24 protein-coding genes are annotated in these 23,265 nt (G+C 65.5%); 14 read left to right on the top strand and 10 right to left on the bottom strand.

The window, feature by feature from the left end; translation table 11 throughout:
- Nucleotides 1-33: 33 nt before the first annotated feature.
- The gene (locus AKJ09_RS07045) at nt 34-1,395 is read left to right on the top strand and encodes a hypothetical protein (RefSeq protein WP_146646420.1); all 1,362 of its coding nucleotides are present in this window, start codon (nt 34-36) and stop codon (nt 1,393-1,395) included.
- Between the two features lie 38 nt (nt 1,396-1,433).
- On the opposite strand, the gene AKJ09_RS07040 is transcribed toward AKJ09_RS07045, so the two are convergent.
- From AKJ09_RS07040 to AKJ09_RS07010, 7 genes are all read right to left on the bottom strand, one after another.
- On the bottom strand, nt 1,434-2,666 hold the full coding sequence (locus tag AKJ09_RS07040; RefSeq protein ID WP_146646419.1) for an SGNH/GDSL hydrolase family protein: 1,233 nt from the start codon (nt 2,664-2,666) through the stop codon (nt 1,434-1,436).
- A 34-nt stretch (nt 2,667-2,700) separates the two neighbouring features.
- Nucleotides 2,701-3,732 carry a CE1 family esterase gene (locus tag AKJ09_RS07035; protein ID WP_146646418.1) on the bottom strand — a complete coding sequence of 344 codons (1,032 nt, stop codon included), beginning with the start codon at nt 3,730-3,732 and terminating at the stop codon, nt 2,701-2,703.
- A 191-nt stretch (nt 3,733-3,923) separates the two neighbouring features.
- Nucleotides 3,924-5,015, bottom strand: coding sequence for an isopenicillin N synthase family dioxygenase (locus AKJ09_RS07030; RefSeq protein ID WP_146646417.1), 1,092 nt, complete (start codon nt 5,013-5,015; stop codon nt 3,924-3,926).
- Between the two features lie 117 nt (nt 5,016-5,132).
- Nucleotides 5,133-6,146, bottom strand: coding sequence for a FecR family protein (locus tag AKJ09_RS07025; protein ID WP_205633623.1), 1,014 nt, complete (start codon nt 6,144-6,146; stop codon nt 5,133-5,135).
- Entirely contained in the window at nt 6,143-6,691 is a 549-nt protein-coding gene (locus AKJ09_RS07020) for an RNA polymerase sigma factor (RefSeq protein WP_146646415.1), read from the bottom strand. Before AKJ09_RS07020 ends, AKJ09_RS07025 begins: the two co-directional genes overlap by 4 nt.
- Nucleotides 6,688-7,626, bottom strand: a complete 939-nt coding sequence (locus tag AKJ09_RS07015) for a hypothetical protein (RefSeq protein WP_146646414.1) — start codon at nt 7,624-7,626, stop codon at nt 6,688-6,690. Before AKJ09_RS07015 ends, AKJ09_RS07020 begins: the two co-directional genes overlap by 4 nt.
- A gap of 38 nt (nt 7,627-7,664) precedes the next feature.
- Nucleotides 7,665-8,390, bottom strand: a complete 726-nt coding sequence (locus tag AKJ09_RS07010; RefSeq protein ID WP_146646413.1) for a hypothetical protein — start codon at nt 8,388-8,390, stop codon at nt 7,665-7,667.
- Nucleotides 8,391-8,396: 6 nt separating this feature from the next.
- Here AKJ09_RS07010 and AKJ09_RS07005 point away from each other — a divergent pair, with 6 nt between their 5' ends.
- From AKJ09_RS07005 to AKJ09_RS06985, 5 genes are read left to right on the top strand one after another with little or no spacing between them, the layout of a single operon-like run.
- Nucleotides 8,397-8,822 (top strand): hypothetical protein, encoded by a 426-nt coding sequence (locus AKJ09_RS07005; protein WP_146646412.1) that lies wholly within the window; start codon nt 8,397-8,399, stop codon nt 8,820-8,822.
- 23 nt (nt 8,823-8,845) lie between these two features.
- Nucleotides 8,846-9,433: a hypothetical protein gene (locus AKJ09_RS07000; protein ID WP_146646411.1), complete on the top strand. Its 588-nt coding sequence runs from the start codon at nt 8,846-8,848 to the stop codon at nt 9,431-9,433.
- A 2-nt stretch (nt 9,434-9,435) separates the two neighbouring features.
- Nucleotides 9,436-10,434 carry a cytochrome c family protein gene (locus tag AKJ09_RS06995; protein ID WP_146646410.1) on the top strand — a complete coding sequence of 333 codons (999 nt, stop codon included), beginning with the start codon at nt 9,436-9,438 and terminating at the stop codon, nt 10,432-10,434.
- Entirely contained in the window at nt 10,422-10,880 is a 459-nt protein-coding gene (locus AKJ09_RS06990; RefSeq protein ID WP_146646409.1) for a hypothetical protein, read from the top strand. The genes AKJ09_RS06995 and AKJ09_RS06990 overlap by 13 nt, the downstream gene beginning before the upstream one ends.
- A complete protein-coding gene (locus AKJ09_RS06985; protein ID WP_146646408.1) occupies nt 10,881-11,945 on the top strand; it encodes a hypothetical protein in 1,065 nt (354 codons plus the stop codon).
- Nucleotides 11,946-11,973: 28 nt separating this feature from the next.
- Here AKJ09_RS06985 and bamD read toward each other — a convergent pair whose 3' ends face one another.
- Genes bamD through AKJ09_RS06970 form a run of 3 tightly spaced genes read right to left on the bottom strand, consistent with a single transcriptional unit; the run spans nt 11,974 to nt 14,659 of the window.
- Entirely contained in the window at nt 11,974-13,119 is a 1,146-nt protein-coding gene (gene bamD, locus AKJ09_RS06980; RefSeq protein WP_146646407.1) for an outer membrane protein assembly factor BamD, read from the bottom strand.
- Entirely contained in the window at nt 13,119-13,709 is a 591-nt protein-coding gene (locus AKJ09_RS06975) for an RNA polymerase sigma factor (protein WP_146646406.1), read from the bottom strand. The genes bamD and AKJ09_RS06975 overlap by 1 nt, the downstream gene beginning before the upstream one ends.
- Nucleotides 13,709-14,659: a hypothetical protein gene (locus AKJ09_RS06970; RefSeq protein WP_146646405.1), complete on the bottom strand. Its 951-nt coding sequence runs from the start codon at nt 14,657-14,659 to the stop codon at nt 13,709-13,711. The genes AKJ09_RS06975 and AKJ09_RS06970 overlap by 1 nt, the downstream gene beginning before the upstream one ends.
- Nucleotides 14,660-14,869: 210 nt before the next feature.
- Between AKJ09_RS06970 and AKJ09_RS06965 the strand changes: the two genes are divergently transcribed.
- The 8 genes from AKJ09_RS06965 to AKJ09_RS06930 all read left to right on the top strand — a co-directional run bounded on the left by AKJ09_RS06965 (nt 14,870) and on the right by AKJ09_RS06930 (nt 23,260).
- Nucleotides 14,870-15,580 carry a response regulator gene (locus AKJ09_RS06965; RefSeq protein WP_240488406.1) on the top strand — a complete coding sequence of 237 codons (711 nt, stop codon included), beginning with the start codon at nt 14,870-14,872 and terminating at the stop codon, nt 15,578-15,580.
- 123 nt (nt 15,581-15,703) lie between these two features.
- On the top strand, nt 15,704-16,891 hold the full coding sequence (locus AKJ09_RS06960; protein WP_146646404.1) for an imelysin family protein: 1,188 nt from the start codon (nt 15,704-15,706) through the stop codon (nt 16,889-16,891).
- Entirely contained in the window at nt 16,888-18,276 is a 1,389-nt protein-coding gene (locus AKJ09_RS06955) for a di-heme oxidoreductase family protein (protein WP_205633622.1), read from the top strand. Before AKJ09_RS06960 ends, AKJ09_RS06955 begins: the two co-directional genes overlap by 4 nt.
- Before the next feature lie 129 nt (nt 18,277-18,405).
- Nucleotides 18,406-19,467 carry a hypothetical protein gene (locus tag AKJ09_RS06950; protein WP_146646403.1) on the top strand — a complete coding sequence of 354 codons (1,062 nt, stop codon included), beginning with the start codon at nt 18,406-18,408 and terminating at the stop codon, nt 19,465-19,467.
- Nucleotides 19,468-19,576: 109 nt separating this feature from the next.
- Entirely contained in the window at nt 19,577-20,113 is a 537-nt protein-coding gene (locus AKJ09_RS06945) for an RNA polymerase sigma factor (protein WP_169927327.1), read from the top strand.
- Nucleotides 20,110-20,835 carry a tetratricopeptide repeat protein gene (locus tag AKJ09_RS06940; RefSeq protein ID WP_146646401.1) on the top strand — a complete coding sequence of 242 codons (726 nt, stop codon included), beginning with the start codon at nt 20,110-20,112 and terminating at the stop codon, nt 20,833-20,835. Before AKJ09_RS06945 ends, AKJ09_RS06940 begins: the two co-directional genes overlap by 4 nt.
- Complete coding sequence (locus AKJ09_RS06935; RefSeq protein ID WP_146646400.1) at nt 20,832-22,049, top strand: hypothetical protein; 1,218 nt, start codon at nt 20,832-20,834, stop codon at nt 22,047-22,049. Before AKJ09_RS06940 ends, AKJ09_RS06935 begins: the two co-directional genes overlap by 4 nt.
- Nucleotides 22,046-23,260, top strand: coding sequence for a WD40/YVTN/BNR-like repeat-containing protein (locus AKJ09_RS06930; RefSeq protein WP_146646399.1), 1,215 nt, complete (start codon nt 22,046-22,048; stop codon nt 23,258-23,260). Before AKJ09_RS06935 ends, AKJ09_RS06930 begins: the two co-directional genes overlap by 4 nt.
- Nucleotides 23,261-23,265 lie beyond the last annotated feature (5 nt).

Here is a 23,265-nt window from a genome sequence, read left to right as displayed (position 1 = left end):
GCTGTCTTCGGTTGTCTACCGTGATTGTCCTCGATGAGGGCCAAGGCACCTCGCATCGCGGCGCTCGTCCCGCTCGTGTTCGGACTGGCGTCGTTCGTCTTTGCCCATGATTCGCGGGCAGAAGACGGAGGTGCACCCGCGAAGGACGACACCAGAGCCGAGACGCACGAGCCCAAACCCGAGGTCGCTGCTCAGCCCATTCCGACGTGGGGAGCCGTCGAACCCGGAAAAGGCTTCCTCGTCGGACGGACCTCGTACGGAGAGCTGTCGATAAGCGCGTATGCCCTCGTTCGATATTTGAATCAGCTGCCTGCCACGGAAAGCTACGTCGACCACCTCGGGAACACGCACCCCGTCGACACGCGGAACGACATCTACTCGCACCGTGTGATGGTCTTCTTCAAAGGGTGGATTGGTCTTCCGAAGATTCGCTACCAGATCATCCTCTGGACGGTGAACACGACGGACCAGAAGGCCCTCTTCGGAACGCTCGGTTACCAATTCGCACGTTGGCTGGGCATCTACGCGGGGCTCAATGCGCTCCCCGGAACCCGAACGCTCACGGGATCGCATCCGTACTGGCTCGGGCACGACCGCGTCATGGCGGACGAGTTCTTCCGGCCCTACTTCACGAACGGCGTGTGGGCCGCGGGGGAGCCCGTTCCCGGCTTCTGGTACACGCTCATGGTCGGCAACAACCTCAGCGCGCTCGGCATCACCGCGCGACAGCTCACGCGCGACCTCGCCACGGGTGGCACGATCTGGACGATGCCCACGACGCACGAGTTCGGTCCGCAGGGCGCGTTCGGTGACTTCGAGATGCACGAGAAGGTGGCCACGCGTCTCGGCGTCTCCTTCACGCAGAGCCGCGAAGATCGTTTTGCCAACGTTGCCACGGGCGCTCCCGACAATACGACGCTTCGCCTCGCCGACAGTACGAACCTCTTCGACCTCGGCGCGCTCGCCCCGGGCGTGACGGTCGATCTCGCGAACTACCACATGATCGCGGCCGACCTAGGCGCGAAGTACCAGGGCGTGTTCGTCCAGTTCGAGGCGTATAGTCGGTATTTGAGTGGCTTCCACGCCGACGGGCCGCTTCCGGTAACGTCGATTCACGACACCGGGTTCTACGTGCAATCGGCCTTCTTTCCCTGGCCACGGAAGCTCGAGCTCTACGCGGCGACATCGCACGTCTTCGGCGATACGAGCGCAGGCTTCGGACGAAGCTACGAGTACCTCGGCGGGGCAAACGTCTACCTCGCCGGGACACGCAACATCCGGCTGAACGCACAGGTGATCGAAGTGGTGCGATCACCTGTGAGCAGCACGTTCGGCTATTACGTGGGCGGTCAGAAGGGAACGACGCTCAGCCTCGCGGCCTCGGTCTTCTTCTGAGAACGTAGCCTTTGCTCGGGCAGCGCAGACGAGGCATCTCACCACCCCATGAGCGCGCTCACGACGGGCGCGAGCTCTCGCGCGACGCGCTGGTGGAATGACGGATTGCCATGCCCGTCGCAGCCGGAGACCTCCGCGATCGACTGCGAGTTCGACGGCCAAAAGTAGCTGACCTTCGTGTCGCCATTGCGCTTCGCGCCCTCCACCGCGCCGGAGACTCCGGCCATCACGCTGTCGCGAATCACGTTTGGCTCTCCGTCGTCGATGCCTGGGCCGATGATGCAGAGGATTTGCGCGTTCGGATACGTCTTCCTGAGCTGACCCAGGAACGCGAGATATCCGGCGATGAAGTCGGAGAGTACCGCGGGCCCGTCGTCCACGGGCTGCCCCACGGCGAAGTCGAGGCCGCCGATTCCAACGATGAGGATGTCGGGCGAATAGCCTTTGAAATCGAAAGGCGTATGGGGGTCGATCGGATTGGCGAGCGGGAAGATGAGCGGCATCGTCCACGGATCGGGGCGCCAGATGTTCTTCGTGATGCCCTTGCCCGAATAGGCCGTGCCGTACACGTCAGCGTCGAACGTCTGTCCGAGCAGAGCTCCGAACGAGATGTGGAAGTCCGCCCATTCGGCAGCCTGGTTCGAGTCCGGGCAGTCGGGGCCCACACCGTTCACTCCGAAGCCGGTCATCATCGAGTCGCCGACCATTTCGATCGTGCGCTTTTTACGGCGCGGTGGCGAGAGGAGCACGCCGTCGGTGCCGAAATCGAAACCGTCGAATTCGGTCACACCGGTCTGCGCCTCACTGCGCTTGTAGAGCTCGACGGTGTGCTGGCCGGGACCGAGCTTTGTGCCCAGCGAGATTTTTTGTTGGCCGATGGCGAGCACGAGCTTCGGCTGCCATTGGCCGTCGATCGCGTAGTCCCATTCGCTGGGGCCGCCGACCATCCAATCGTCGACGTGCTCGGTGAGCGTCACCGACACCTCCGAACCTTGGAAGTTGGCGATGACTCGGCAACCCGGCCAGCCGCACCGCGGCGCATCGGGTTCTTGCGTATCGAAGCGACCGATGTACCGAATGCTCGGGCCTTCCGGACCGTCGTCGGCATCCTGGTCGGGCGACGGAGGCCCGGCCTGATTGGCGTCGGGCTGCGGTACACGAGCTGCCGCGTCGACGGGCGGCGCTTGCTCGCTTCCCCCGCTTTGGGTGCAGCCATATGCGATGAGGAGCGGAACGCTCGCCAGCGGGACACCACGAAGGAGTCGATGCATGATTGTTCCTCCTTGAGCCGCGTCGCTTCGAAATTCACTCTTTCGTCGATTCGATGAACCGCCAAACGGCAGGTTCGGAGGCCGTCCAGAGCTGGTGCGGCCAGCCACCCAGATGACACCAGGTCACGGGGTTCTTGCAGCCTTGGTACGCGACGCACGGACCGGGATCGACGCCGACTGTTTCGTCGCTACATCCGTTCGCGACTTTCCAGTGGCGTTGCGAATCGTCGCCGGCGCCGAAGATGATCGTTTGGTCCGCGTCGCCGTGGATGATGAATGCCGCAACGGGCGGGGTGGGGCATTTGAAGAAGTTGTTCGCGTCGCGGTCGGCGGGGTTCTGCGACGACGGACCTCCGCCCGAGTTCGCGATGATTCCGCGAAAGACGTTGCCGCGGTAGCAACCGATGTGATTCACCATGAACGCGCCGCGGCTGATGCCCCACGCGAAGATGCGCTTGGTGTCGACGCAGAGTTTGCTCTCGACGTCGGAGAGGATCGCGTCGACGAGCGAGAGCGAGGAGTTGATGCCCGGCGCGGTGGACGTGTCCCACGACAGGCCGATCCCGTTCGGATAGACGAAGATCGCGCTACCGCCCGAGTTCCACTCGAGCGACAACCACGAGCGGATCAGCCCGCCTGTCATGGCGTCGCCCGCGAACACGAACACGAGCGGGAGGCGGGAGTGACCGTCGTAGTTTCCGCCGATGTACAGCTCGTACGTGTAATTCACGTAGGCGAACTCGAGCGATTGAAGCCCAGCATAACCCGTGTACTGGACCGGCAGGTTGCACTGTTCAGCCGCGAGTATCTCTTGCGTACCGGAACCCGAGGTCGAGCCTTTGGACAGGGCCGACACAGTGAGGCCGTCGTTTGCTCGAGTCATCGGAAGAGGCGCGAGCACACGCTGACCGGGTTCCGTCCCCGGCTCCGAGGGAGGAGCGGGCGACGGATCGGACGGCGATCCGCCGGGCGGTGACGAGGGCGAGGCCGTCGTGGAACGTTCGTCCTGCCCACAGCCGACGAAGAGCAGGAGGACCCAGAGCGCGAAGAGCTGCGACCAACGCATGCCCCCCATGGCTTCGAATCGCATGCCAGCGCCGACGTCGTCCCGCCGCGCGACGGCGACGCCGAAATGATGCGCCGGTCCTCACGCGTGGGACGCGCAGGATCGAGATTGATCGCAGTCGTGACGGCGGGTGAACACGACACGCCGCCGCCGGCGGGTCGGTGCGGTGACCGACCCGACTCACACGGCGCTCAGGCGCCGCGCTGCGCTTCGAGGCGGTCGTAGTGGCGATAGCCGAGCTGATCCAGAGCCGCCTTCGGAGCGAGCCCGATGTCCACCAGGGTCTTGATGGCGTACGTGCCGGCGAGGACCGGCGGGCGGTAGGCCGAGCGCGCCGCCGGCGTCTGGAACTTCTCGAGCGGGAAGAGCACGCTGTTGGCGCTCGCGTGCATGAAGTGCGCGGACGAATCGCGCGTCCACCCAGGAACACCGGGCGCCGTGATGACGTGCGGTGTGGCGACGAACACGCCCCCCGTGAGCATCTCGAGCTGCTGGCCGATCTGCGCGACGATGCAGCCCTCGGGCGGGCGACCACGAACCTGCACGCCGGCGGGGTTCTCGGGCGTGCCGCGCGTCCGGAGGAAGAGGCCGCTCTTGTCGTCCGGCTTGGGCGCCACGTTGCCCGTGGGATCGACGAAGCGACCGCCAGGCAAGAGCGTCAGCAGGTTGAAGTCGGTGTGCTCTTCGCCCCAGAGAATGCCGGTGTTCACCTGCTCGGGCGAGAGGGCCAGGTAATGGAGGATGCGCGTGACGTGCGCGCCGCCCTCGCAGATGTCCGTGAACGTGTTCGGCGCGAGGCCGAGCGCATGCGCGGCACCGCGAAGAAGAGCGAGACCTGCCTCGTGCAGGGCCCGACCCATTTTCGTGTATTCCTCACGGAATGCGGTCATGCCCTCCGGCCAGATGTTCGGCGGGTAGAGCTCCGGGTACTGCGCCTCGAGAACGGGATCGCTCTCGTAGGGCGCCATGAAGTAGCACTCCTTGAAGTCCGGTTGGCCGCCGGCGGCCACGGCGATCTCGGTGTTCGGGGGCGTCCAGCCTCGCTGAAACCAGAGATCGGGGCGCGCGAGCTTCTGCTTCTCGGCGACGGGCTGCTGGCTCAGCGTCCGAAACTCGTCGTAGACGCGCGACACGCCGTTCGGATCGACGCCGTGATTCATGACGTAGACGAGGCCGTACGTTCCGAATGCCTCACGGATCGCTGCGGATGCACTGGCGATGCGGGACGGATCGTTCGAACGGAGGTCGGCGAGGTCGACGGTCGGAATGCTCGGCTGCGACATAGGAGCCGCATCTTTAGCATCCGTCTTGGCGTTGTCCCGGGGTAAGTCTCGAGTTTTCAGAGTTTTTTCCGACCGAGCGGGCAACGTACGCCGACCGCCCGTCAGAACGCGCGCAGGTCAGGGGACGCCCGCCCCGAGCCGCTCCATTTCCTTGCGGCGAAAGCCGTTCGGAAAGCGCGCTACGTAGCGTTTGGCCGCTTCTCGAGCCTCCGCGGTTCGTCCCGTTCGGAGCAGCTCGAGAACTTCGACGTACGCGCGATCTTCGAGGTTCGCGCTCTCCGTTGCGGCCTCGTCCGCGGTCGGCGGAAGGCTCGGGCGATCGGCGGGCGGAATCATCTCGGCCGAAGGTTTCGGGCGCTCGATGGGCTTCGGTGACGACGAGGGGCTTGGGGTCACGTTCGCCGTCGGGGATGTCGGTGCCGGTGGAAGGGCAGCCACGGGCACGGCGGTAGCCCGCGGCGAAGCGGCCGCAGGCGGTGCAGACCAATGCTCGCCCGCGCCGAGTGTCATTGCCGGCTCGCTTCCGATGCGAGCGATCACCTTTCCTTCGTCGACGTCGATGCGTTCGGTTCGGCCTCGTGCGACCGAGACGCGGAAGGTCGTTCCAATGTCTTCGATTTCACCGTCGGGCACGTGGAGAACCACGCGCTTTCCCCCCGCTGGCCGATCGACGCGGAGCTCGAGCAGGCCCTCGAGAAGATCGACGCGCAGAGACGATCCATCGTCGTGGGCGGACCACCGAGCACCGCCGAGGTCACGTGCGACGAACGTGGTCGCCTGCGGCCTCTCGTGGACCAACGCGAAGATGATGCCGATGAACGTCAGGACGAGGGCCAGTCTCGCGAGCGATTCCCAACGGACGTGAGGTCGTACACGGCCGTGCGCGAGCGTCGCTTCGTCGGCGGCCTCGAGCACATGGCCGCGCAGTCTGCGCAGTGAGAGCTGATCGATCGGGGGCACCTGCTGGCTCCGCAGTCCACGGCCCAGGTCCTCGACGAACTTCTGCTCACGCGCACAGTCGTCGCAAGACCTCGTATGCCGACTGAAGTTCTCGACTTCGTTTGGCGTGAGGCGTCCGTCCCTCGCGGCTTCCACTTCCCACGTTCGGGAGCAACGACTTCGGCGTGTCACGAGTCCCCCTCGAAGTAGGCGCGCATGGCTTTTCTTGCGTGATGCAATCGTGTCCAGACGGTGCCGATGGGCACCTCGAGCATTCGAGCGATTTCCTCGCACGTGAACCCCTCGACTTCGGCCAGAACGAGCACTGCCCGCTTTTCGGGCGACAGCTCTTGGAGGGCCTGTTGCAGGTCCGAGCGTGACACTTCCACTTCGACGACGGCGCGTTGATGCGTCTCTCCGAGGCGGCGAATGGCATTCGTCAACCTGGCGAATGCGCGCCTACGTTCCTGTGCGATGCGAACGGCGATGCCGAACAGCCACGTCCGCGCAGTGGGAGCGCGATCGTCGTAGGACCGCGCGATCACGGCTGCGCGGACGAACGTAGCTTGAACCACGTCCTCGGCGTCGCGCGCGCCGACGAGGCGAATGGCGAACCTCGTTAGCGCTTCGGCATGCCGATCGTAGACTTCGCCGAGCGCCACCGTTTCGCCCCGCGCAACACGCGCGAGAGCCTCGCCGTCCGAGCCGCCGACGGCCCGAAATCGTTGGGTCGTCATGGCTCTCTCCAGGTGACGGCGATTCCGAGACCCGCACTCCAGGAGGGAAGGGAGGGAAGCGCGGGATCGAGCGCGATGCTGCGGCGAATCCGACTTGGCGAGAGCTCGCCGTCGAGCGTGAGAGCGAATCGAAGTTTGCTGCGACCCAAGCCGAGGCGAGCGAATCCTCCGAAGCGTACGTCGGTTGCGCTCGCCGTATTCTCCGCGCCATCGCTCTCGAAAGTCTGGGTTTCACTGACGAGACGCGGAGACAAACCAAGGTCGAGATCGAGACCACCGATCCCGAATCGACGCCCCACGCCAACTCCAACGCCGACCGTTTCCATCTCGAACCCGCTCGCGGCTCCCTCTTTCCACTGATTGACGTCCCAACGTGCCGTGAGGCCGAACAGCCACCTCTCCGCGCGTACGAAGGCCTGGAACTCCGGGCCTACGGACAGGTAGCCTTGGGCGCCGGCGGTTCGTCCGACGACCCCTGCTCCGAGCTCGACGCCGAAGTCGACTGCGGTTCGTAGCGGTGCCGACCGAGGCGCCGTCTCGGGGGACTCGAGCGTCTCGCTTTCGGGCGCCGCCACCGGTCGTGCGGCGGCAGAGCCTTTTGCTCGGAGCTCGTTCGATTCGGGCGGCAACAGAACGAGCGCGTCGAGCGTTGGCTCGAGCGCTGCCGTCTCGCGGAGACGACGAATGGTCGATCGTCCATCGGCCAGCGTGACTTCGACGAGAAGGTCCGATTCGGATGGGATCAAGTGCACGGCAGCCGTCGGATCGCGATCCGTGGCCGTCGTGAGCCGACGACACGCCGAGGCGATGGCCAGTGACCATCGCTCGTCGGGCTGGCCCTCGATCCGCACACGCGCTTTCGTGCACGGATCGGTGGGTGCCTTGTCGTCGGCCGCGGCTTCACTCGCGCGGGCGACGGCGGCAGCGAATGCCATCGACGCCGTGCGTGAGCGCCACCGCGCTCGTGGATGAATCAGTCGTCGGCCTCCTCGCCGTCGTTCTCGTTGCAGCCGGAGACGTCGTCGGGCGCGTTCTTGTCGGGCACGGCCATCGGCTGCGCAGGATCGGCTGCGTCGTCGCCGGCGGTGTCCGTGTCGGTGCAGGCCTGTCCAGTCACGGCGTCCTTGCCGTTCTCGCATTCGCCGTCCGAGCTCACCGCTTGGCTGCCGTCTTTGCACTCGGTCTGGTTGTCGTCGTCGGCACACGGCGTATCGGTGCCCTGCAGCTTGCCGTCGACGCACTCTCCGTCCTGACCCTCCTGCCCGTCCGGACTCGACGACGAGGTCGAAGCGCTGAGAACTTTGAAGCCGCCCGAGGGCAACGAATCCCAGTGGCGAACGCTTCCGAGCGAGACGACGCCGCCTCCCGTCGAAACGCGGAAGCTCGTATCGAGACGCGTGGAGCGCGGAAATACGAAGGGCACTTCCTTCGCGCTCACGACGACGAGGCGATACGAATGCCCCTTTGCAAGCTGCAGCGCAAAGGCACCATCGGTGCCAACGGGGGAATGCGCGCGGTTGCCTGCCTCGTCGATGGCGTCGACGGCCGTAGGGGCCGTCGGGAACGATGCGACCGTGAGCTTGCCCTGCACCGTCGACGTGCCGACGTTCGACGACGGCTCGGAGCTCGAACACGCCGCCAGTGCCAAGAGCGCAGCCCAATTCAGTGAACCCAGACGGGCCAAGCGGGACTGTTCCATGTGCGATTGTTCTCCTTCTTCGTGGAGCGAGCGCGGCGTTCGCAACGCTCTTCCACGAGGTCTTGGCCGATCGCCGTCGAGACCTTCATCGCGTCAGGCGAAATTTCGACCGTCAAACCAAATGGCGAGCAAACGCCGCGCACGCGACTCGCCGGCGGCATGGTCCGCGACGGTCACGGCGAGAAGAACGCTAAAAGCCAGCTAAATCTCGCGTCGCCGAACGCCCATTGGTTGCTCGGTCCACGGTTGGAAGGTACATCCATCGCGAGCGCCGACGTGGCCGGGGCTTCGTGTCCCACGTCCCGCGCAGACCCGACGTCGCTCGGTGAAGGGCATGTGCTGGTCGGGTGCGCGTGGGCGGAGTCCGATCCGACGCGTCGGTCAGGCGTCACGCGCTACGCGATGGCTTCTTCCTTCGTGGTCCCGAACTAGGCGAGTTGCGAGGAGCAAACTGGATGTCCATTTGGATGAGAATCGTCGCGCGGTCTTGGCCTGTTCTTTTGGTCGGTGCTTGCGCATCGTCGACGTCGAGCCCTTCGAGTTCGCACGAATCGGCGGACGCTGGCGATTCGTCGGATCCTGGCACGAGCTCCGGTGGTCCCGGCGATACGAGCGACGCTGGCGGCAAGACCTCGCTGTCCGGAACGCTCGGCGCCCTCGGATCGGTTCAGCCCACCGTGTCCTCCCTCATGATTTCGAACAGCGGTGAGACGCTCATCTATCTCAGCTCCGCTCCGCTCGACTGCGCTCAGCTCACCGTTTCACGTTGGCTCGGGTCTGCCACGAAAGGCTCGCAGGTCGTCGAGATCGTCATCAAGGGGGCGCCGAAGGTGGGCAGCGTCGCCGTGCCACCGGGTGAGGTCAATTTCGCGGAAGGTGGCAAGTCGTCCTCGTACGAGACGAATGCCGATTCCGGCAAGATCACCTTCACCAAGGCCGATTCCTCGATGGTCGAAGGCACGGTGAAGGCCACGTACGCAGGGGGCGGAAGCGTCGAAGGCGTCTTCCACGCGGAGTTCTGCGCGAACGGGCAGGGATACTGATCATGAAGACCTTCGCAGGATTCGTAGTTGCAGGCATTCTTGCGGCGGCGGTCGTCGTGGCCTGTGCGAGTTCGACCTCGAGCTCGAGTTCCCCACCCGCGACGACGAACGGTGATGCCGGTGCCGACGCTGCTGCCGCGCGCACCGCGACGACGGGAACGGTCGAACGAGGGCAGTACCTCGTTGACCACGTGCTGGTGTGCGGAGTGTGTCACACGCCGAACGGACCGGATGGAAAGCCCGACCTCACGAAGTACCTCGCGGGCAGCCGTTCGTACGATTTCGCAGACAAGGACGGCACCGTCATCACGGTGAATGCCGAAAATCTCACCACGCACAATCCCGAAGGGCTTGCGACGTGGTCGGACGAGCAGATTCGTACAGCGCTCACGGTCGGAATCGACGACGAGCATATCGCGCTCTATCCGATCATGCCGTATCCCGAATACTCGCTGCTCACACGGGCCGACGTCGACTCGATCATCCAGTATCTCCGGACGGTGCCGGCGAACGACAACGTCGTTCCTGCCGACTATCCGTACTTCGACCAGAATCCACCGGCGCCGCCGGTCGACGATTCGAAGATCCCTCATACCACGCTGCCCTCGTCCAGCCCGGACTTCGCCGCGGCGGAGCGCGGTCGCTACCTCGCTGCCGTGGCCTGTCTGAACTGCCATACCGAGCAGCTCGAGGCGGACGTCCCGAACCTCGCCAAGGCCTTTGCGGGCGGCAAGAAGTACACCTTCGTTCGCGGGGCGCCCGAGCACACGTCCACCAACATCACGCCGGATGCGACAGGGCTTGCGTCGTGGAGTGTCGACGATCTCGTGGCGGCGCTGAAGTCGAATACGGAGAAGGGCACCGGACGAACGTTCTGCAGTACGCATCCGGGTGGAGCTGAGCTCTACGGCAAGATGACGGACGGCGATGCACGTGACATTGCCACGTACATCCACACGCTGCCCCCGGTCGCCAACGGGCCCTTCAAATGCCTCCCGTGATGCGGCGGCGCGCGTTCGGGGCGTCGAGGTTCGTCGTCGCGCTCGGCCTCGTAGGCTGCTCGAGCTCGACGTCCTCGTCACCCTCGTCGTCCGTCGAGCCGTCGACCTTCACCGACGTCTACGCGATGATGTTTCCGTTGGCCACGAAAGGCCAATGCAACTTCTGTCACAGCCTGCCGCCGAACGAGAAGAGCAACGGAAACCTCTCGATGGGTGAGGACAAGGCGAGTGCCTATGCCGCGCTCGTCGGTAAACCCTCGGCGAGTCACTCTTGCTCTGGCGGAACACTCGTCGTCGCTGGGCAGCCCGACGCGAGTCTCTTCTTCCAGAAGTTGAGCGCCAGTCCGGCGTGTGGAGGACGAATGCCGCTCGGCGGCGACCCCCTCACCCCCGAGCAACTCGACATGATTCGGAGCTGGATCTCCGCCGGCGCGAAGGACGATTGAATGACGCCCGGTCCTCGTACGGTCGGCCTGGGAGCGATTCTCGCCGCGTCTCTCTGCATGTCGGTGTCGTGCTCGAGTTCGAGTTCATCGTCCACGACATCGGAGGACCAGCCCGATCCGGCGTGCGTCGAGCCCGACGCGGGGCTCCCCACGGATGTCTTCTGCACCGGGCTCTACCGGGGGCGAAGCTCGACACAATACGCATCGAACGTGATGCCCTACCAGCCGGGCGTAACGCTCTGGAGCGACGGCGCCGAGAAACGTCGATATCTCTACCTGCCGCCGTCATCGACGATCGATACGTCGAATCTTGATGCCTGGAAGTTCCCGGTAGGAACGAAGGCGTGGAAGGAATTTCGCGTTGACGGGGTGCTCGTAGAAACGCGTCTCTTCTGGAAGCGCGAGACCAAGTGGGAAGCCGGAACGTACGTGTGGGACGCGACCGGAGCGAACGCCACGCTCAATACGAATCCCAAGGGCATCATTCTCGCGAGCGGATACGAAATTCCGACGACGAAGGATTGCGACAAGTGCCATCACGGTGGTTCCGACCGGCTTCTCGGCGTCGAAGCCGTTGCGCTGGCGCTGCCGACGGCCCAGGGCGCCACGCTGACGGAGCTCGCGCAGCGTGGTGCGTTGAGTCATCCGCCCGCCACGACGACGGTGTCACTCCCCGAGGACGCAACGGGCAAAGCGGCGGCGGCGCTCGGCTACGTCCACGCCAATTGCGGAATGCCGTGTCATTCGGCGCGTGGGCTCGGAGAAGAGACGCAGCTGGTCCTTCGCGTGCGCGCGGGAGAGCTCTGGCCGACGACCGGGGTGCCGTCATCGGTGGCGACGACCGACATCTTCCTCGCGACAGTGGGGCAAGAACCGACGACGGCGTCCGTCGCACAGCAGTTTCCCGGAGCTCGACGCATCACGCCTGGGGCACACGACAAGAGTCTCGTGTGGCTCGTCTCGCACTTGCGAGGAAACTATCAGATGCCGCCGCTCGTCAGTCATCGCATCGACGACGTGGGCACACAGCTGCTGGCCGACTGGATCGACGCGCTTCCTCGATGAACTGCGGTCCGCGATTCGAGGGCACGAACTAGCGATCGACCGACGTTGGTTCAGCGCACGAGCCGAGTGCACTTCTGACGTCCGAGCTCGACGCCGGCCATCGCGTCAGGGCTTCGCGAGCTTTCGCACAGTCGCCTCGGACACGTGCGGCTCGGGCAACGATGATGGCCGCATCTTTGGCGTGGAACGAAGTTGGATATCGGCTCAGGAAGCGTTCGGCGACCACGGCCGCCGCGTCGGCGCGAGCTCCTCGTGTCAGGGCGACGGCTTCGAGGAACGCCGCGTCTTCCGATTCCGGCGACGACGGATGACGAGCCGCGAATGCGTGGAACTCGCGCGCCGCGCTTTCGTAGTCGCCAGCGCCGTAGAGATCCATCGCATGTCGGTATTCGGCCGACGTCGTGTCGTCGGTGCCTGCATCCGCGAGACTGCTTGGCTTCGGTTTCCGGGCGGGTGCGGTGGAGGCAACGGCGCTGGGAGTCGGCGGAGCCGGAATCGACGTTGTCTCGAACGTCGACTCCCACGTTTCGTTCGCGCCCAGACGACGTTCTTCGTCACCATGGCGGCGCAACGCGACCAGACCTTCGAACACTCGGACGCGGCGCGTCGCGTGGTTGGCCACGACGACCTCGAAGCGTGTTCCGCGGACCTCTATCTCGGCGTCGGGGGTGTCGACGAAGAAGCGACGTCCGGGCGTCTGGTGACGGACTTCGAGGGTGACCGTGCCTTCGCCGATTCGAATTCGTTCGACGTTGCCGTCGCGTTCGCGGCGCCAGTCCGTGCCTGGGGTTGGCATGACGACGCTCTGCACTTCGTCGAGGTTCGGTCTCTCGGAGATCGCATTCCTTCGTGCGAAATGCGAATGACCGGCGAACGCGCCGATGGCGACCAGGCTTGCCGCCGTGATGGCAAGGGCCATCCTCGAGCGACCGCGGGTCGTCGGTGCGCCGGCCGAGCGATGGAGGATGTTTCCTCGCATCCGACGGGCGGCGAGCTCGTTGGGGGCCACGACGGGCAGGGCACGCCCGAGGTCTCGCAGGCGCTCATCCTCGGAGAGCCGAGCACGACACTCCTCGCACGTGCGACGGTGACGGAGAAACGACTCCTCGTCGCTGGTTCCCAGGCGCCCCTCGCGAAGCGCGTCGACCTCCCAGAGGCGGTTGCAGCTCGGCATCACAGCGCACCTGCCTTCCTCATGCTCGCTCGGAGCTCTTGCCTTGCGTGAAACGTGCGCGTTCGCACCGTGGCGGCAGGGATCTGGAGTGCGCGTGCCGCTTCGTCGACCGAGAGTCCTTCGATTTCGACCAGCACGAACGCCGCGCGCTTCTTGTCGCCCAGCGCCCCGAGCGCGCGCTCGAAGGCCATCAGGTCCTGACGTCCCTCGGCAATGGCCTCCGGATCCGGCCCTGCCGTCGTCTTCGACGTCTCGGTGAGTTTAGACACCATCCGTCTCAAACGCGCGAGGCTCCTGCGTCGTCGGAATGCGAGTCGAAGGGCGATTCCATAGAGCCAGCTTCGACAAGATGCGCGGCCGTCGAATGCGCCGGCGATCTTGGGGAGTTCGAGGAATGTCTGTTGGACGATATCGTCCACGTCTTCGCTCGTTCGTCCGAGATAGCGGCCGAGAAAGCGCCATACGTCGACATGGTGGCGATCGAACAGGATGCCTAACGCTCCGAGGTCGCCTCGTGCGACGGCAGACAGGAGCTCGGCGTCCGAGCTCGACTCAGGCACCGGATCACGGCGGTTCGGCGAGCGCTGCATCAAAGCAGGTCTCCCGAAGCACCCAAGCGGAGGCCGATGGTCCACGTGGGAAGCGGAGGTGACTCAGGATCGAAGCGAATCGGTGCTGCTACGTGAAATGGATCGAGCTCGCCGTCCAGGACGGCAACGGCGCTCCAGTGCCTCGTGATGGGAAGCGAAAGTCGGAACGCCGCGTCGAGCCTTACTTGCGCTTTGAAACCGCCGTCCGAGTCGTATCCCTCTCCCGTGCTTTCGGTCGAAGAGACGAGCACGGTCGAGGCAATCGCATCGATGACGAGAGAGGACGCCGTGAAGCGACGCCCGAAGCCAAGTCCGAGAGCAACCTCCTGATAGGAGTACTGCTCGCCTGGCGGACCCGGCGTGAAGCGCCAACCATAGGGAACCCAACGCACGCTCGCGGACACGACCCAGTCGCGCGCAAGGAGGTTCGCGAATCCTTCGATCTCGAACATTCCAGCGGACGTCGGGAAGCCTGCGCGAACGCCTGTTGCCGCGCCGAGTGAAAGTCGGAGAGACGGAGGCGTTGGTTCGGGCAGTGGCCGACTCTTCTCGTCGGGTTCCTTGCTCTCGTCCGGCGCCACGGAGCTCGGGGGCGTTGCGCGCGTCGCTACGGGGCGTTCTTCCTCCTCGGGAGGGATCGAAGCGACGAGCCCCAGCGCGACCGGGACGAGGTCGGAGGGGGTTCGGATGGCGCGTTCGGCTCGCCTTCCGTCCGCGGTGGACGCCGACGCAATCACGCGATCGCCGTCGCGACGAACGGTGATCTCCACGGCCTGGCAGTCATCGCGTGGAAGCGTCTTCGCTCGCGTACGGAGCGCCTCGACCGCCTCTTGCCACGGAGGAGGCAAATCGTTGCCTGCTCCCACGCGGACGGCGTCGCAAGCGTTCGGCCGGGCTTGCGCTTCCGCACGGCGTGCTTTGCCTGCCCAGCCGAAGGCGAGCGCGGCCATGACCAGGATGGTCCGCGGGACTCGCGTGACGGCTCTTGGAATCGGCATTTCTGCGTTCGCGTCGGCATTTCGATCTCGCCGATCCACTGTTCTCCGGTGGCAGGTCGCTCGTTCACGGCGAAATGACGGGCGCGTGCACTTTTCGTCCGTCCTCGATGAACGGGGCGCATTCGTCCGGAGAAATACGCTGGAAGGGGCAGCTGGTCGGCCGTGGAACAAATTGAAACCGTCGAGGGCCCGCTGGTTCTTCTCGTCGAGGCGAATGCACGGCTGGGCCGCGAGCTGGCGAGTGCGTTGCGCGCCAAGGGCTATCGAAGCATTCTTGCTTCGACGGGTCGAGCGGCCGTCGCCGAAGCGAAGACGCGAAACCCGGACGTCGTTTTGCTCGATCTCGAGCTGTCGGACGTCGACGGCATGAGCGTGCTCGACGAGATTCGCACCTGGTCGCGTGCTCCGATCATCGCCATCTCCGGGCGCCCAGGAGATGCCGACGTCGTGGCCGCGCTCGATCTCGGGGCGGACGACTGCATGACGAAGCCGTTCGGCATGAACGAGCTTCTGGCCCGCCTCCGCCGCCGATTACGCGGCGCGACGCACGTGATGCCGGCGAGACTCGAGACTCCGTTTCGAACGGGCGCGCTCGTCGTCGACCTCGACATGCGGCGCGTGGCGGTGGATGGGAACGTCGTTCGGCTGACGCCCATCGAGTACAAGATCCTGGCGACGCTCGTCCGGCGAGCGGGCGCGGTCGTGACGCGCCAGGAGCTCCTGACCGAGGTGTGGGGACCGCACTGCGCTGGCCAGGGCGGCTACCTGCGCGTGTACATGGTTCATCTTCGGAAAAAGGTGGAGCCCAATCCGAGTGAACCACGCTACATCGTTACGGAAAGTCGGCGAGGCTACCGCGTCGCGACGGCGTGAGTCGGCCGCTTCCCTGTCGATCGGTCTGTCGCGAAACACCTCGAGTTCCTTTGACTCGGCCCCGCACCTGCCGTAACGATACTGAAAGTTACTTTCAATATCGCTTGCAGGAGAGAACGTTTCATGCGTCTGTTGTCGGCATCTGCGGGGGGTTTGGTCGTTGCCATCGCGCTCGTCAGCGCGTGCTCGAGTGACACCACGTCGACGTCGGGCGGCGTCTCGGAGAGCGCGGTTCTCGAGACCTATGCGAACAACCTCTACGCGGCGTACTCGGACTCGGTGACCGACGAGCAGGCCTTCAGCCAGAAGGTCGAGCAGTTCCTGGGCGCGCCCACCGAGTCGTCGCTCGCCGACGTTCGCACCGCCTGGCTCGCGTCGCGCGAACACTACCTGCTGACCGAAGGCGCGCGCTTCTACGATGGTCCGATCGACATCGATCCGCCGAACCACGAAGCCACCCTCAACTCCTGGCCGCTCGACGAGGCGTATGTCGACTACTCGACCAACGCGAGCGGCGCCGTCGACGAGACCGTCGGTCTCATCAATCGCCCGGACCTCCTGCCCGACATCACCATCGAGGCCGTCGACGCGCTGAACGCCCAGGGCGGCGATCAGAACATCTCCAACGGCTATCACGCCATCGAGTTCTTGCTTTGGGGCCAGGCGCTCGATCCCGTTGGTCCTGGCAAGCGCCCGGCGACCGACTACGTGACGGGCGGCCCGCGCAAGAATGCCGATCGGCGCGCAGTCTATTTGCGTGTTGCGGTATCGGGTGTTCTCAAGCACCTCACGGCGGTGCGCGACGCGTGGGCCCCGAGTGCCGAATATCGCACGAGCTTCGTGGGCGGCGGAATGGCGTCCGTGGGGCTCATCATCACCGGCCTCGGCAAGATGAGCAAAGGCGAGCTTGCCGGTCAGCGCATGAACGCGGCTTACGAGACGAAGTCGCGGCGCGATCAGCACGATTGCTTCAGCAGCCAGACGCTCGTCGACTACGAGCGTGACGCGCGCGGCATCCAGGGCATGTATCTCGGTAAATACGGCACGACCGACGGCCCCGGGCTCGACGAGCTCGTGCGCGCGAAGGATGCCGCTCTGGACGCGCGCATCCAGAAGCAGCTCCAGACCTCGATCGACGCGATCGTCGCCGTTCCGAAGCCGTTCGAAGCCTCCGTCGTCGGCGACGACGCCTCGCCGGGCCGCAAGGCGATCGCCGCCGCCGTGGACTCGCTCCGCGCGCAGGGCGACCTCTTCGCCGAGGCCGCTTCGGTCCTTGGACTCTCGATCAAGATTCCGGACGAAAACCAGTGAAAGCCACCGCGCTCGGTCTCTCGATGCTCGTGGTCGCAGGCGTTGCCGCGTGCGCGAGCGAAACTTCGTCTCCGGACGCGCCTCCCTCGGCGGATCCTTTCTCGGGAGGAGCCACGACGGTCTTCGACGCAACCAAAGACGCTTATGGCAACCAAGCCGCGAATTTGAAGGGGGACCGGGCGAACGGCTTCAATCTCGGCCACGCCATCTTCACGCGCAATTGGGTGACGGCGCCGGCCACCACCGAGGACATGGATGGTCTCGGGCCGCTCTTCAACCAGCGATCGTGCTCGGGATGTCATGCGCGTGATGGTCGCGCGGCTCCGTTCGACGCTCAGAACAACCTGCTCGGCATGCTCTTTCGTCTGAGCGTGCCGGGCGCCGACGAGCACGGCGGGCCGCTCGGCGATCCGACGTACGGCGGTCAGGTTCGGCCGAATGGCATCCTCGGCGTTCCAGGCGATGGCACCCCGCGAGTGTCGTACGACGAAAAGCCGGGAACGTATCCCGACGGCACGCCCTACAGCCTCCAGGTGCCGCGCTATTCGGTCGAAGGTTGGAATTACGGCCCGCCTTCGGCCGATCTGATGATTTCCCCGCGCGTGGCTCCGGCGACGATCGGCCTCGGGTTGCTCGAGGCCATTTCCGAGAACGATTTGCTCGCGAACGTTCGAAATGGCGATCCTGACGGCGTCGTCGGGAAACCGAATCACGTTTGGGACGTCACGAAGAAGGCAACGGCGATTGGCCGCTTCGGATGGAAGGCCAACGTGCCCACCGTCTACCAACAAACGGCGGGCGCGTTCGTTGGTGACATGGGAATCACCTCGACGCCGTTTCCGGAAGAGACGTGCACGGCGCCGATGGAGGCATGCAAGAACGCTCCGTCCGGAGGCTCGCCGGAGATCGACGACGACAAGCTCGCCGCGGTCGTCTTCTACATGCGCACGCTGGCGGTGCCGGCGCGGAGGGCCGTGTCGGATCCGACGGCGCTGCACGGCGAAGCGCTCTTCGATTCCTTCCGTTGTTCGACGTGCCACGTGACGACGTTCCGTACCGCGTCGTTCGACGGCCTTCCGGAGGTCAGCGGGCAGACGATCCATCCCTATACCGACCTCTTGCTCCACGACATGGGACCGGACCTCGCCGACAATCGCCCCGACTACCAGGCGACGGGCACCGAGTGGCGGACGCCCCCGCTCTGGGGCATCGGTCTGCTCAAGACCGTGAACGGCCACGACAGGCTGCTTCACGATGGTCGAGCGCGAGGTCTCGAAGAAGCCATCTTGTGGCACGGTGGAGAGGCGACGGCGTCGCGCGAACGATTCCGAAGCGCGAGCCGAGAGGATCGCGAGGCTCTCCTCGCGTTCCTGCGCTCTCTCTGAAAGCGCCGGCGAGCGCCGATCGAAGCTCTACCAAGCCAAGCGCGAGCGAGCACCCCTAGGTGCCCTCGCGCTAGCCCTCCTCGACGATCCGCTACGGTCCTGCGACCCGGCCGATTATGATTCGCCCTCGTGGCCCGCCTTCGGCTCAACGCGCTCGTGGCCGCGGCCGGCTGGGTCACGTCGATCGGGGGGCTGCTCGCGGCGTCGCACGCGCATGCCCTCGAAGAGCGACCCCTCGAGGGGGTGACGCTCGCGTACAGCGCGCCCCGCACGTGTCCGTCGAGAGTCGAGCTGCTCGGACGAATCACGCAGTACACGCCGCACTTCCGACTGGCCGCCGAGGGCGAAGACGCGCGCCATTTCGACATCCGCATCGCGCGTGAAGGGCGCGCATGGGTCGGTGCATTCGACGTCGGCGAAGGTACGGGACCACGCAGCATTCGCGGAGAAACGTGCGACGACGTCGTGCTCGGACTCGTCGTCGCCGTCGCGACCGCGCTCGATCCCCATGCGGGGCTTCCTCCCGAGACGGCCGAGAAGGAGGCCAACGTCGAGGTTCGCGAGGAGCCTCCTTCCGAGCCGGAGCCCGCGCCCCCCGTGAGCGTTCCGCCGCCACGACCGTCCGAACGGTCGCGACCAGCTCCCGCTCCGCCTCCACGGCCGGTGGTCTTCGCGGTGGGGTTGTACGGCGGCGTGAATGGCGCCGTGTCCTCGACGCTCGGTGTGTTCGGTGCCTTCGCCGAGGCCTCGTTCGAGCCGCCCTTCGCACGGCTTTCCTGGCTTCGTCCCACGATTCGGCTCGGGGCGAAACAGAGCCTGCCGAGAACCGCCAGTGTCGGCGACAGCGAAGCGAGCGTGTGGTGGACGGCCGGAGCGCTCGAGCTTTGTCCCGCACGCGTTACGGTCGTCGACCGTCTGACCTCCGAGCTGTGCTTTGGCACGGACGTGGGCGCCCTTTCCGCGATGCCGAAAGGCGGCGCCGAGGGTGGAACCACGCGGCGACTCTGGCTCGATTACGGTGCAGCTCTCGGGTTCCGCTGGCAGATGCGTGCGCACGCCTTCGCCTTTGCCGATCTCGGTGCTTGGATCCCACTGACGCGCGATCGACTCCGTCTCGAGCCCGATGGTGTCGTCACCGAGGCGCCACGTTTCGGCATTTCGGCCGAATTTGGCGGCGGATGGCGGTTCTAAAACAAATGTGATCAAAACCTGGGGCGAGTCGCGTCAACCAACGATGGTTGCTGCTTCCGCCCCCACGACCGTGGCCTCGCCAGGTGTCGTGGTAGGTGCGTTCGAATCCATGCAGAGGAGTCGAGAGGACGACGACCGGCTGCGCGCGACGGCCAAAGCGGAGTTCGCGAACGTCTGGCGTTTTCTACGACGCCTCGGCGTTCCCACGAGCTCGCTCGACGACGCAACGCAGGAGGTCTTCCTCGTCGCCGCGCGCAAGTTCGGCGAGGTCCAGCCCGGTCGCGAGAAGTCGTACTTGTTCGGGACGGCCGTCCACGTGGCGCGCGAGCTTCGCCGCAAGCACGGGCGCGAACAGCTCGCCGACGATCCCGACGACGAGGCCATGGAGCCCGCGTCGACCTCGACGCCCGAGGACTCCCTCGGCACGCGACAAGAATACGACGTGCTCGTTCGGTTGCTCGATGGGCTGACCGACGACCTGCGGACCGTCTTCATTCTGTTCGAGATCGAAGGGCAGTCCCTCACCGAGATCTCGACCATCCTGGGGGTCCCCCTCGGGACCGTGTCGTCACGGCTCAGACGTGCACGCGCGGACTTCGAACTTCGATTGCAGAAATTCCAGAAACGCATGCGAGGTGGACGGTGACATCGCCCCGTCGATTGCTCGAAGACAACGAACTCTTCGCGAAGATCGTCGCGGCGGACGCTCAGCACGGACCGCGCGACGAAGCGCTCGAGCAGCTGCTTCGCGACCTCCCGCCCAGTGCGGCCGTTGCGACGACTGCGGGTGCAACGCGATTCGCGAGCCGCAAAACGCGACTGGCCGTCGTCGGAACGGGCCTGCTCGTGTTCGCGATGGCCGTGCCGCTCTGGACGTATTTGGGGAGCACGACGCCGTCCGGAGCGCCCCAGGCGCCTGTGCCGGTCGCGCAAAAGACGTCCGCACCGACGACGCCCGATCCGGTGATGCCTGCTCCCGCGACGCCAAGCCTTCCGTCGATGTCGATCGACGATCTGCCGAGCGTCGCTGCGGATTCGAGTGCAGCGGCCAAGGGTGGGCGGAACCCGGCGACGGCGTCGTCGTCGAAGGGCACCTTGCGTCGCGAGGTGGAGCTCATCGCAGCCGCACGTCGAGCCCTCTCGAGCGGTGCGCCGGCGAGCTGTCTCACGTCGCTCGACGCGTACGACGCCGAGTTCCCCTCGGGGCAGTTCGCCGTGGAGTCGAGCGCCATGCGCGCGGAAGCCATCGCGCTCGGCGGTGATCGTGACCGTGCCCGCGTCCTCGCGAAGGCGTTTCTCGCCAAGTACCCCGATAGCCCCTACGGCGCGCGCGTGCGCTCGCTCCTTTCGTCTCTGGAGGCCCGATGATCGGCCGCGTTGGGAAGACTCTGTTTTGGCTCGCTCTCGTCTCGGGCGTCGCCTTCGCATGTGCCGCGCCGATTGCCGACGACGTCGTGGTCGGCACGACGCCTGACGCGTCTGCGCCCCAGCAGACGTTCACCCCGCCGCCCGCCGAAGACGGCGGTGAGGCCGGTATCACGCCGCCCGTCAAAGCCGAGATGTGCATCGCCACGACGTGCCCGGCGCCCTATGCGTCGTGTGGGGACGGTCCGGCCTGCCAGACGAATCTCTCGAACGACTCGAAGAACTGTGGCGCCTGTGGCGCGGCGTGTCCGACGTCGTTCCCGTACCTCAACATGATCTCGACCTGCATCGCCGGGGCGTGTCAGCCCCAGTGCAAGAAGGAGACCTCGTGGGCCGGCGACAAGCAGTTCGCCGATTGCAACGCGCAGATCGAGGACGGCTGCGAGATCGACATCTTCCACGATCCGAACAATTGCGGGAAATGCGGAAACGCATGCGCGCCCGGCGTTCGTTGCTTCGGTGGGAAGTGCGGATGTGATCCCGGATTCGTCGATTGCAATGGTACGTGCGTCGACATCCAGAACGACAACGCCAATTGCGGAGCATGTGACAATCTCTGCGCGCCCCCCGCCGACGCCGGCGCGCCTCACGCCAACATGGAATGGGGCTGCGTGAAGGGCGTCTGCGGGAAGGAGCGCTGCCAGCAGTATCCGTGGAGCGTCTGGATCGACTGCAATGGCGACCTCTCCGACGGCTGCGAAGTGTCGCTCAAGGGCGGGCCTCGGGATCCGAACAACTGCGGCCAATGCGGGAGGAAGTGTTCGCCCGGTCAGATCTGCGACGATCGCACGGGCGACGGTGTTCCCGAGTGCATGTGCGAGCCGACCGAGACGATGTGCGGTTCGCCCCAAGAATACAATCTGGCCTGTGCCGATCTCTTGACGTCCCCGGACCATTGCGGCGCGTGTTTCCACGCGTGCCAAACCTGGGCCGAGCACACCAAGGCAACGTGTACGAAGGGCCTGTGCGACGTCGAATGCGAAGACGGCTGGGCGGACTGCGACGGCGAGCCGGGGAACGGCTGCGAGACGAACATCCTCCACAGCGGGGCGAACTGCGGAGCGTGCGGGAATCGTTGTGACACGCAGGCCGGCCAGCCCTGCATCGAGGGCAAGTGCGCGATGACCGAATGCGACGGAGGGAAGGAGCCGCAATGAAGCTCTCGCTCTCGACTACCAAATTGCCGGTGCTGGCGATCCTGGCGTGTACGGCTGGTTCGTTTGTCGCCGTGAGCTGCGCGGCGTCCGACGAAGCCTCTCCCATTCCCCAAGACACAACGACGATTCCGGATGCCAGCGCGCCGGACTCGTCGAACGAGGTGGATTCCGGAGCCGATGCGGCCGATGCCGGTTGCACGGATGATGCGGGCTGCACGACCGAGGTGCTCGGCTGCGACCAGGCCGACTTCTGCGCCGTCCCCACGAACATCGACGCGCGCTACGCGCTCACCTCCGTATGGGGCTCCTCGGCGAATGACGTCTGGGCCGTCGGCTCCGCCGGAGCCATCGTCCGGTGGGACGGCACGCAGTGGAGCAAGATCGACTCGGGGCGGAAGGAGACGCTGCGCGCCGTCTGGGGAAGTTCGGCTCACGACATCTGGATCGTCGCGGCCGATAACGTCATCCTGCACGGAAACGGCTTCCAGAGCGGCACGGCGACGTTCGGGCTCACGGGCCCCCTCGATCCGACGGATCCCACGAACCGTATGGGCGGCGTGCTCAATGCCGTCTGGGGAAGTGGGCCTGACGCGGTATTCGTCGGCGGCGACAGGACGATCTTCATCGGGCCTGACAGCATGTGGCGTTACCGAGGGCCGGACTCGGGCACGGATTCGGACTGGAGCGCGGCTTCGACGTTCTGCCGCGAGCCCCCGTGCCTCGCGGTGAATGCGATCTGGGGCACGAGCGCCAATGATGTCTGGGTTGCCGGTCCGTCCGGAGGAATGAGGCACTCGAAGGGACCCGTCGGCAGCGGCGGCGCCGAGGAATGGTCGATCGTCAAATCGACCCTCACCCAGGCCGATCTGCGTGCGCTCTGGGGAACGAGCTCGGACGACGTCTGGGTGGTCGGAGACCAAGGAACGATTCGTCATTGGACGAACGACAGCAAACAGCGCTGGCAGATCGTTTCTTCGCCCACCACACGCGATCTGCGTGCCGTCTGGGGCTCGTCGGCCAAGGACATCTGGGCCGTCGGTGATGCAGGCACGCTTCTCCACTGGAACGGTGCGGAATGGACGCAGGCGACCGCGACCTTCCCGCTCGGTCCGAAGCCGGACCTCCTCGGCGTTTGGGGAAGCGGTCCGAACGACGTTTGGGTGGTTGGTACCGGCGTGGCTCTCCACTTCACCGGAGCGAAGACGAAATGAACCGC

Source organism: Labilithrix luteola, assembly GCF_001263205.1.
Lineage (GTDB): Bacteria > Myxococcota_A > Polyangia > Polyangiales > Polyangiaceae > Labilithrix > Labilithrix luteola.
This window is presented reverse-complemented; position numbering and strand designations above follow the sequence as displayed.

Bases quoted from the DNA above. Each gene is read 5' to 3' on its own strand.
- AKJ09_RS07010 (WP_146646413.1), bottom strand. From the start codon at position 8,390: ATGGAACAGTCCCGCTTGGCCCGTCTGGGTTCACTGAATTGGGCTGCG.
- AKJ09_RS07035 (WP_146646418.1), bottom strand. From the start codon at position 3,732: ATGCGTTGGTCGCAGCTCTTCGCGCTCTGGGTCCTCCTGCTCTTCGTC.
- AKJ09_RS07040 (WP_146646419.1), bottom strand. From the start codon at position 2,666: ATGCATCGACTCCTTCGTGGTGTCCCGCTGGCGAGCGTTCCGCTCCTC.
- AKJ09_RS07045 (WP_146646420.1), top strand. From the start codon at position 34: ATGAGGGCCAAGGCACCTCGCATCGCGGCGCTCGTCCCGCTCGTGTTC.
- AKJ09_RS06935 (WP_146646400.1), top strand. From the start codon at position 20,832: ATGATCGGCCGCGTTGGGAAGACTCTGTTTTGGCTCGCTCTCGTCTCG.
- AKJ09_RS06970 (WP_146646405.1), bottom strand. From the start codon at position 14,659: ATGGCCGCGCTCGCCTTCGGCTGGGCAGGCAAAGCACGCCGTGCGGAA.
- bamD (WP_146646407.1), bottom strand. From the start codon at position 13,119: ATGCCGAGCTGCAACCGCCTCTGGGAGGTCGACGCGCTTCGCGAGGGG.
- AKJ09_RS06990 (WP_146646409.1), top strand. From the start codon at position 10,422: ATGCCTCCCGTGATGCGGCGGCGCGCGTTCGGGGCGTCGAGGTTCGTC.
- AKJ09_RS07000 (WP_146646411.1), top strand. From the start codon at position 8,846: ATGTCCATTTGGATGAGAATCGTCGCGCGGTCTTGGCCTGTTCTTTTG.
- AKJ09_RS07020 (WP_146646415.1), bottom strand. From the start codon at position 6,691: ATGACGACCCAACGATTTCGGGCCGTCGGCGGCTCGGACGGCGAGGCT.
- AKJ09_RS07030 (WP_146646417.1), bottom strand. From the start codon at position 5,015: ATGTCGCAGCCGAGCATTCCGACCGTCGACCTCGCCGACCTCCGTTCG.
- AKJ09_RS06960 (WP_146646404.1), top strand. From the start codon at position 15,704: ATGCGTCTGTTGTCGGCATCTGCGGGGGGTTTGGTCGTTGCCATCGCG.
- AKJ09_RS06995 (WP_146646410.1), top strand. From the start codon at position 9,436: ATGAAGACCTTCGCAGGATTCGTAGTTGCAGGCATTCTTGCGGCGGCG.
- AKJ09_RS06985 (WP_146646408.1), top strand. From the start codon at position 10,881: ATGACGCCCGGTCCTCGTACGGTCGGCCTGGGAGCGATTCTCGCCGCG.
- AKJ09_RS06945 (WP_169927327.1), top strand. From the start codon at position 19,577: ATGCAGAGGAGTCGAGAGGACGACGACCGGCTGCGCGCGACGGCCAAA.
- AKJ09_RS07015 (WP_146646414.1), bottom strand. From the start codon at position 7,626: ATGGCATTCGCTGCCGCCGTCGCCCGCGCGAGTGAAGCCGCGGCCGAC.
- AKJ09_RS06975 (WP_146646406.1), bottom strand. From the start codon at position 13,709: ATGCAGCGCTCGCCGAACCGCCGTGATCCGGTGCCTGAGTCGAGCTCG.
- AKJ09_RS06930 (WP_146646399.1), top strand. From the start codon at position 22,046: ATGAAGCTCTCGCTCTCGACTACCAAATTGCCGGTGCTGGCGATCCTG.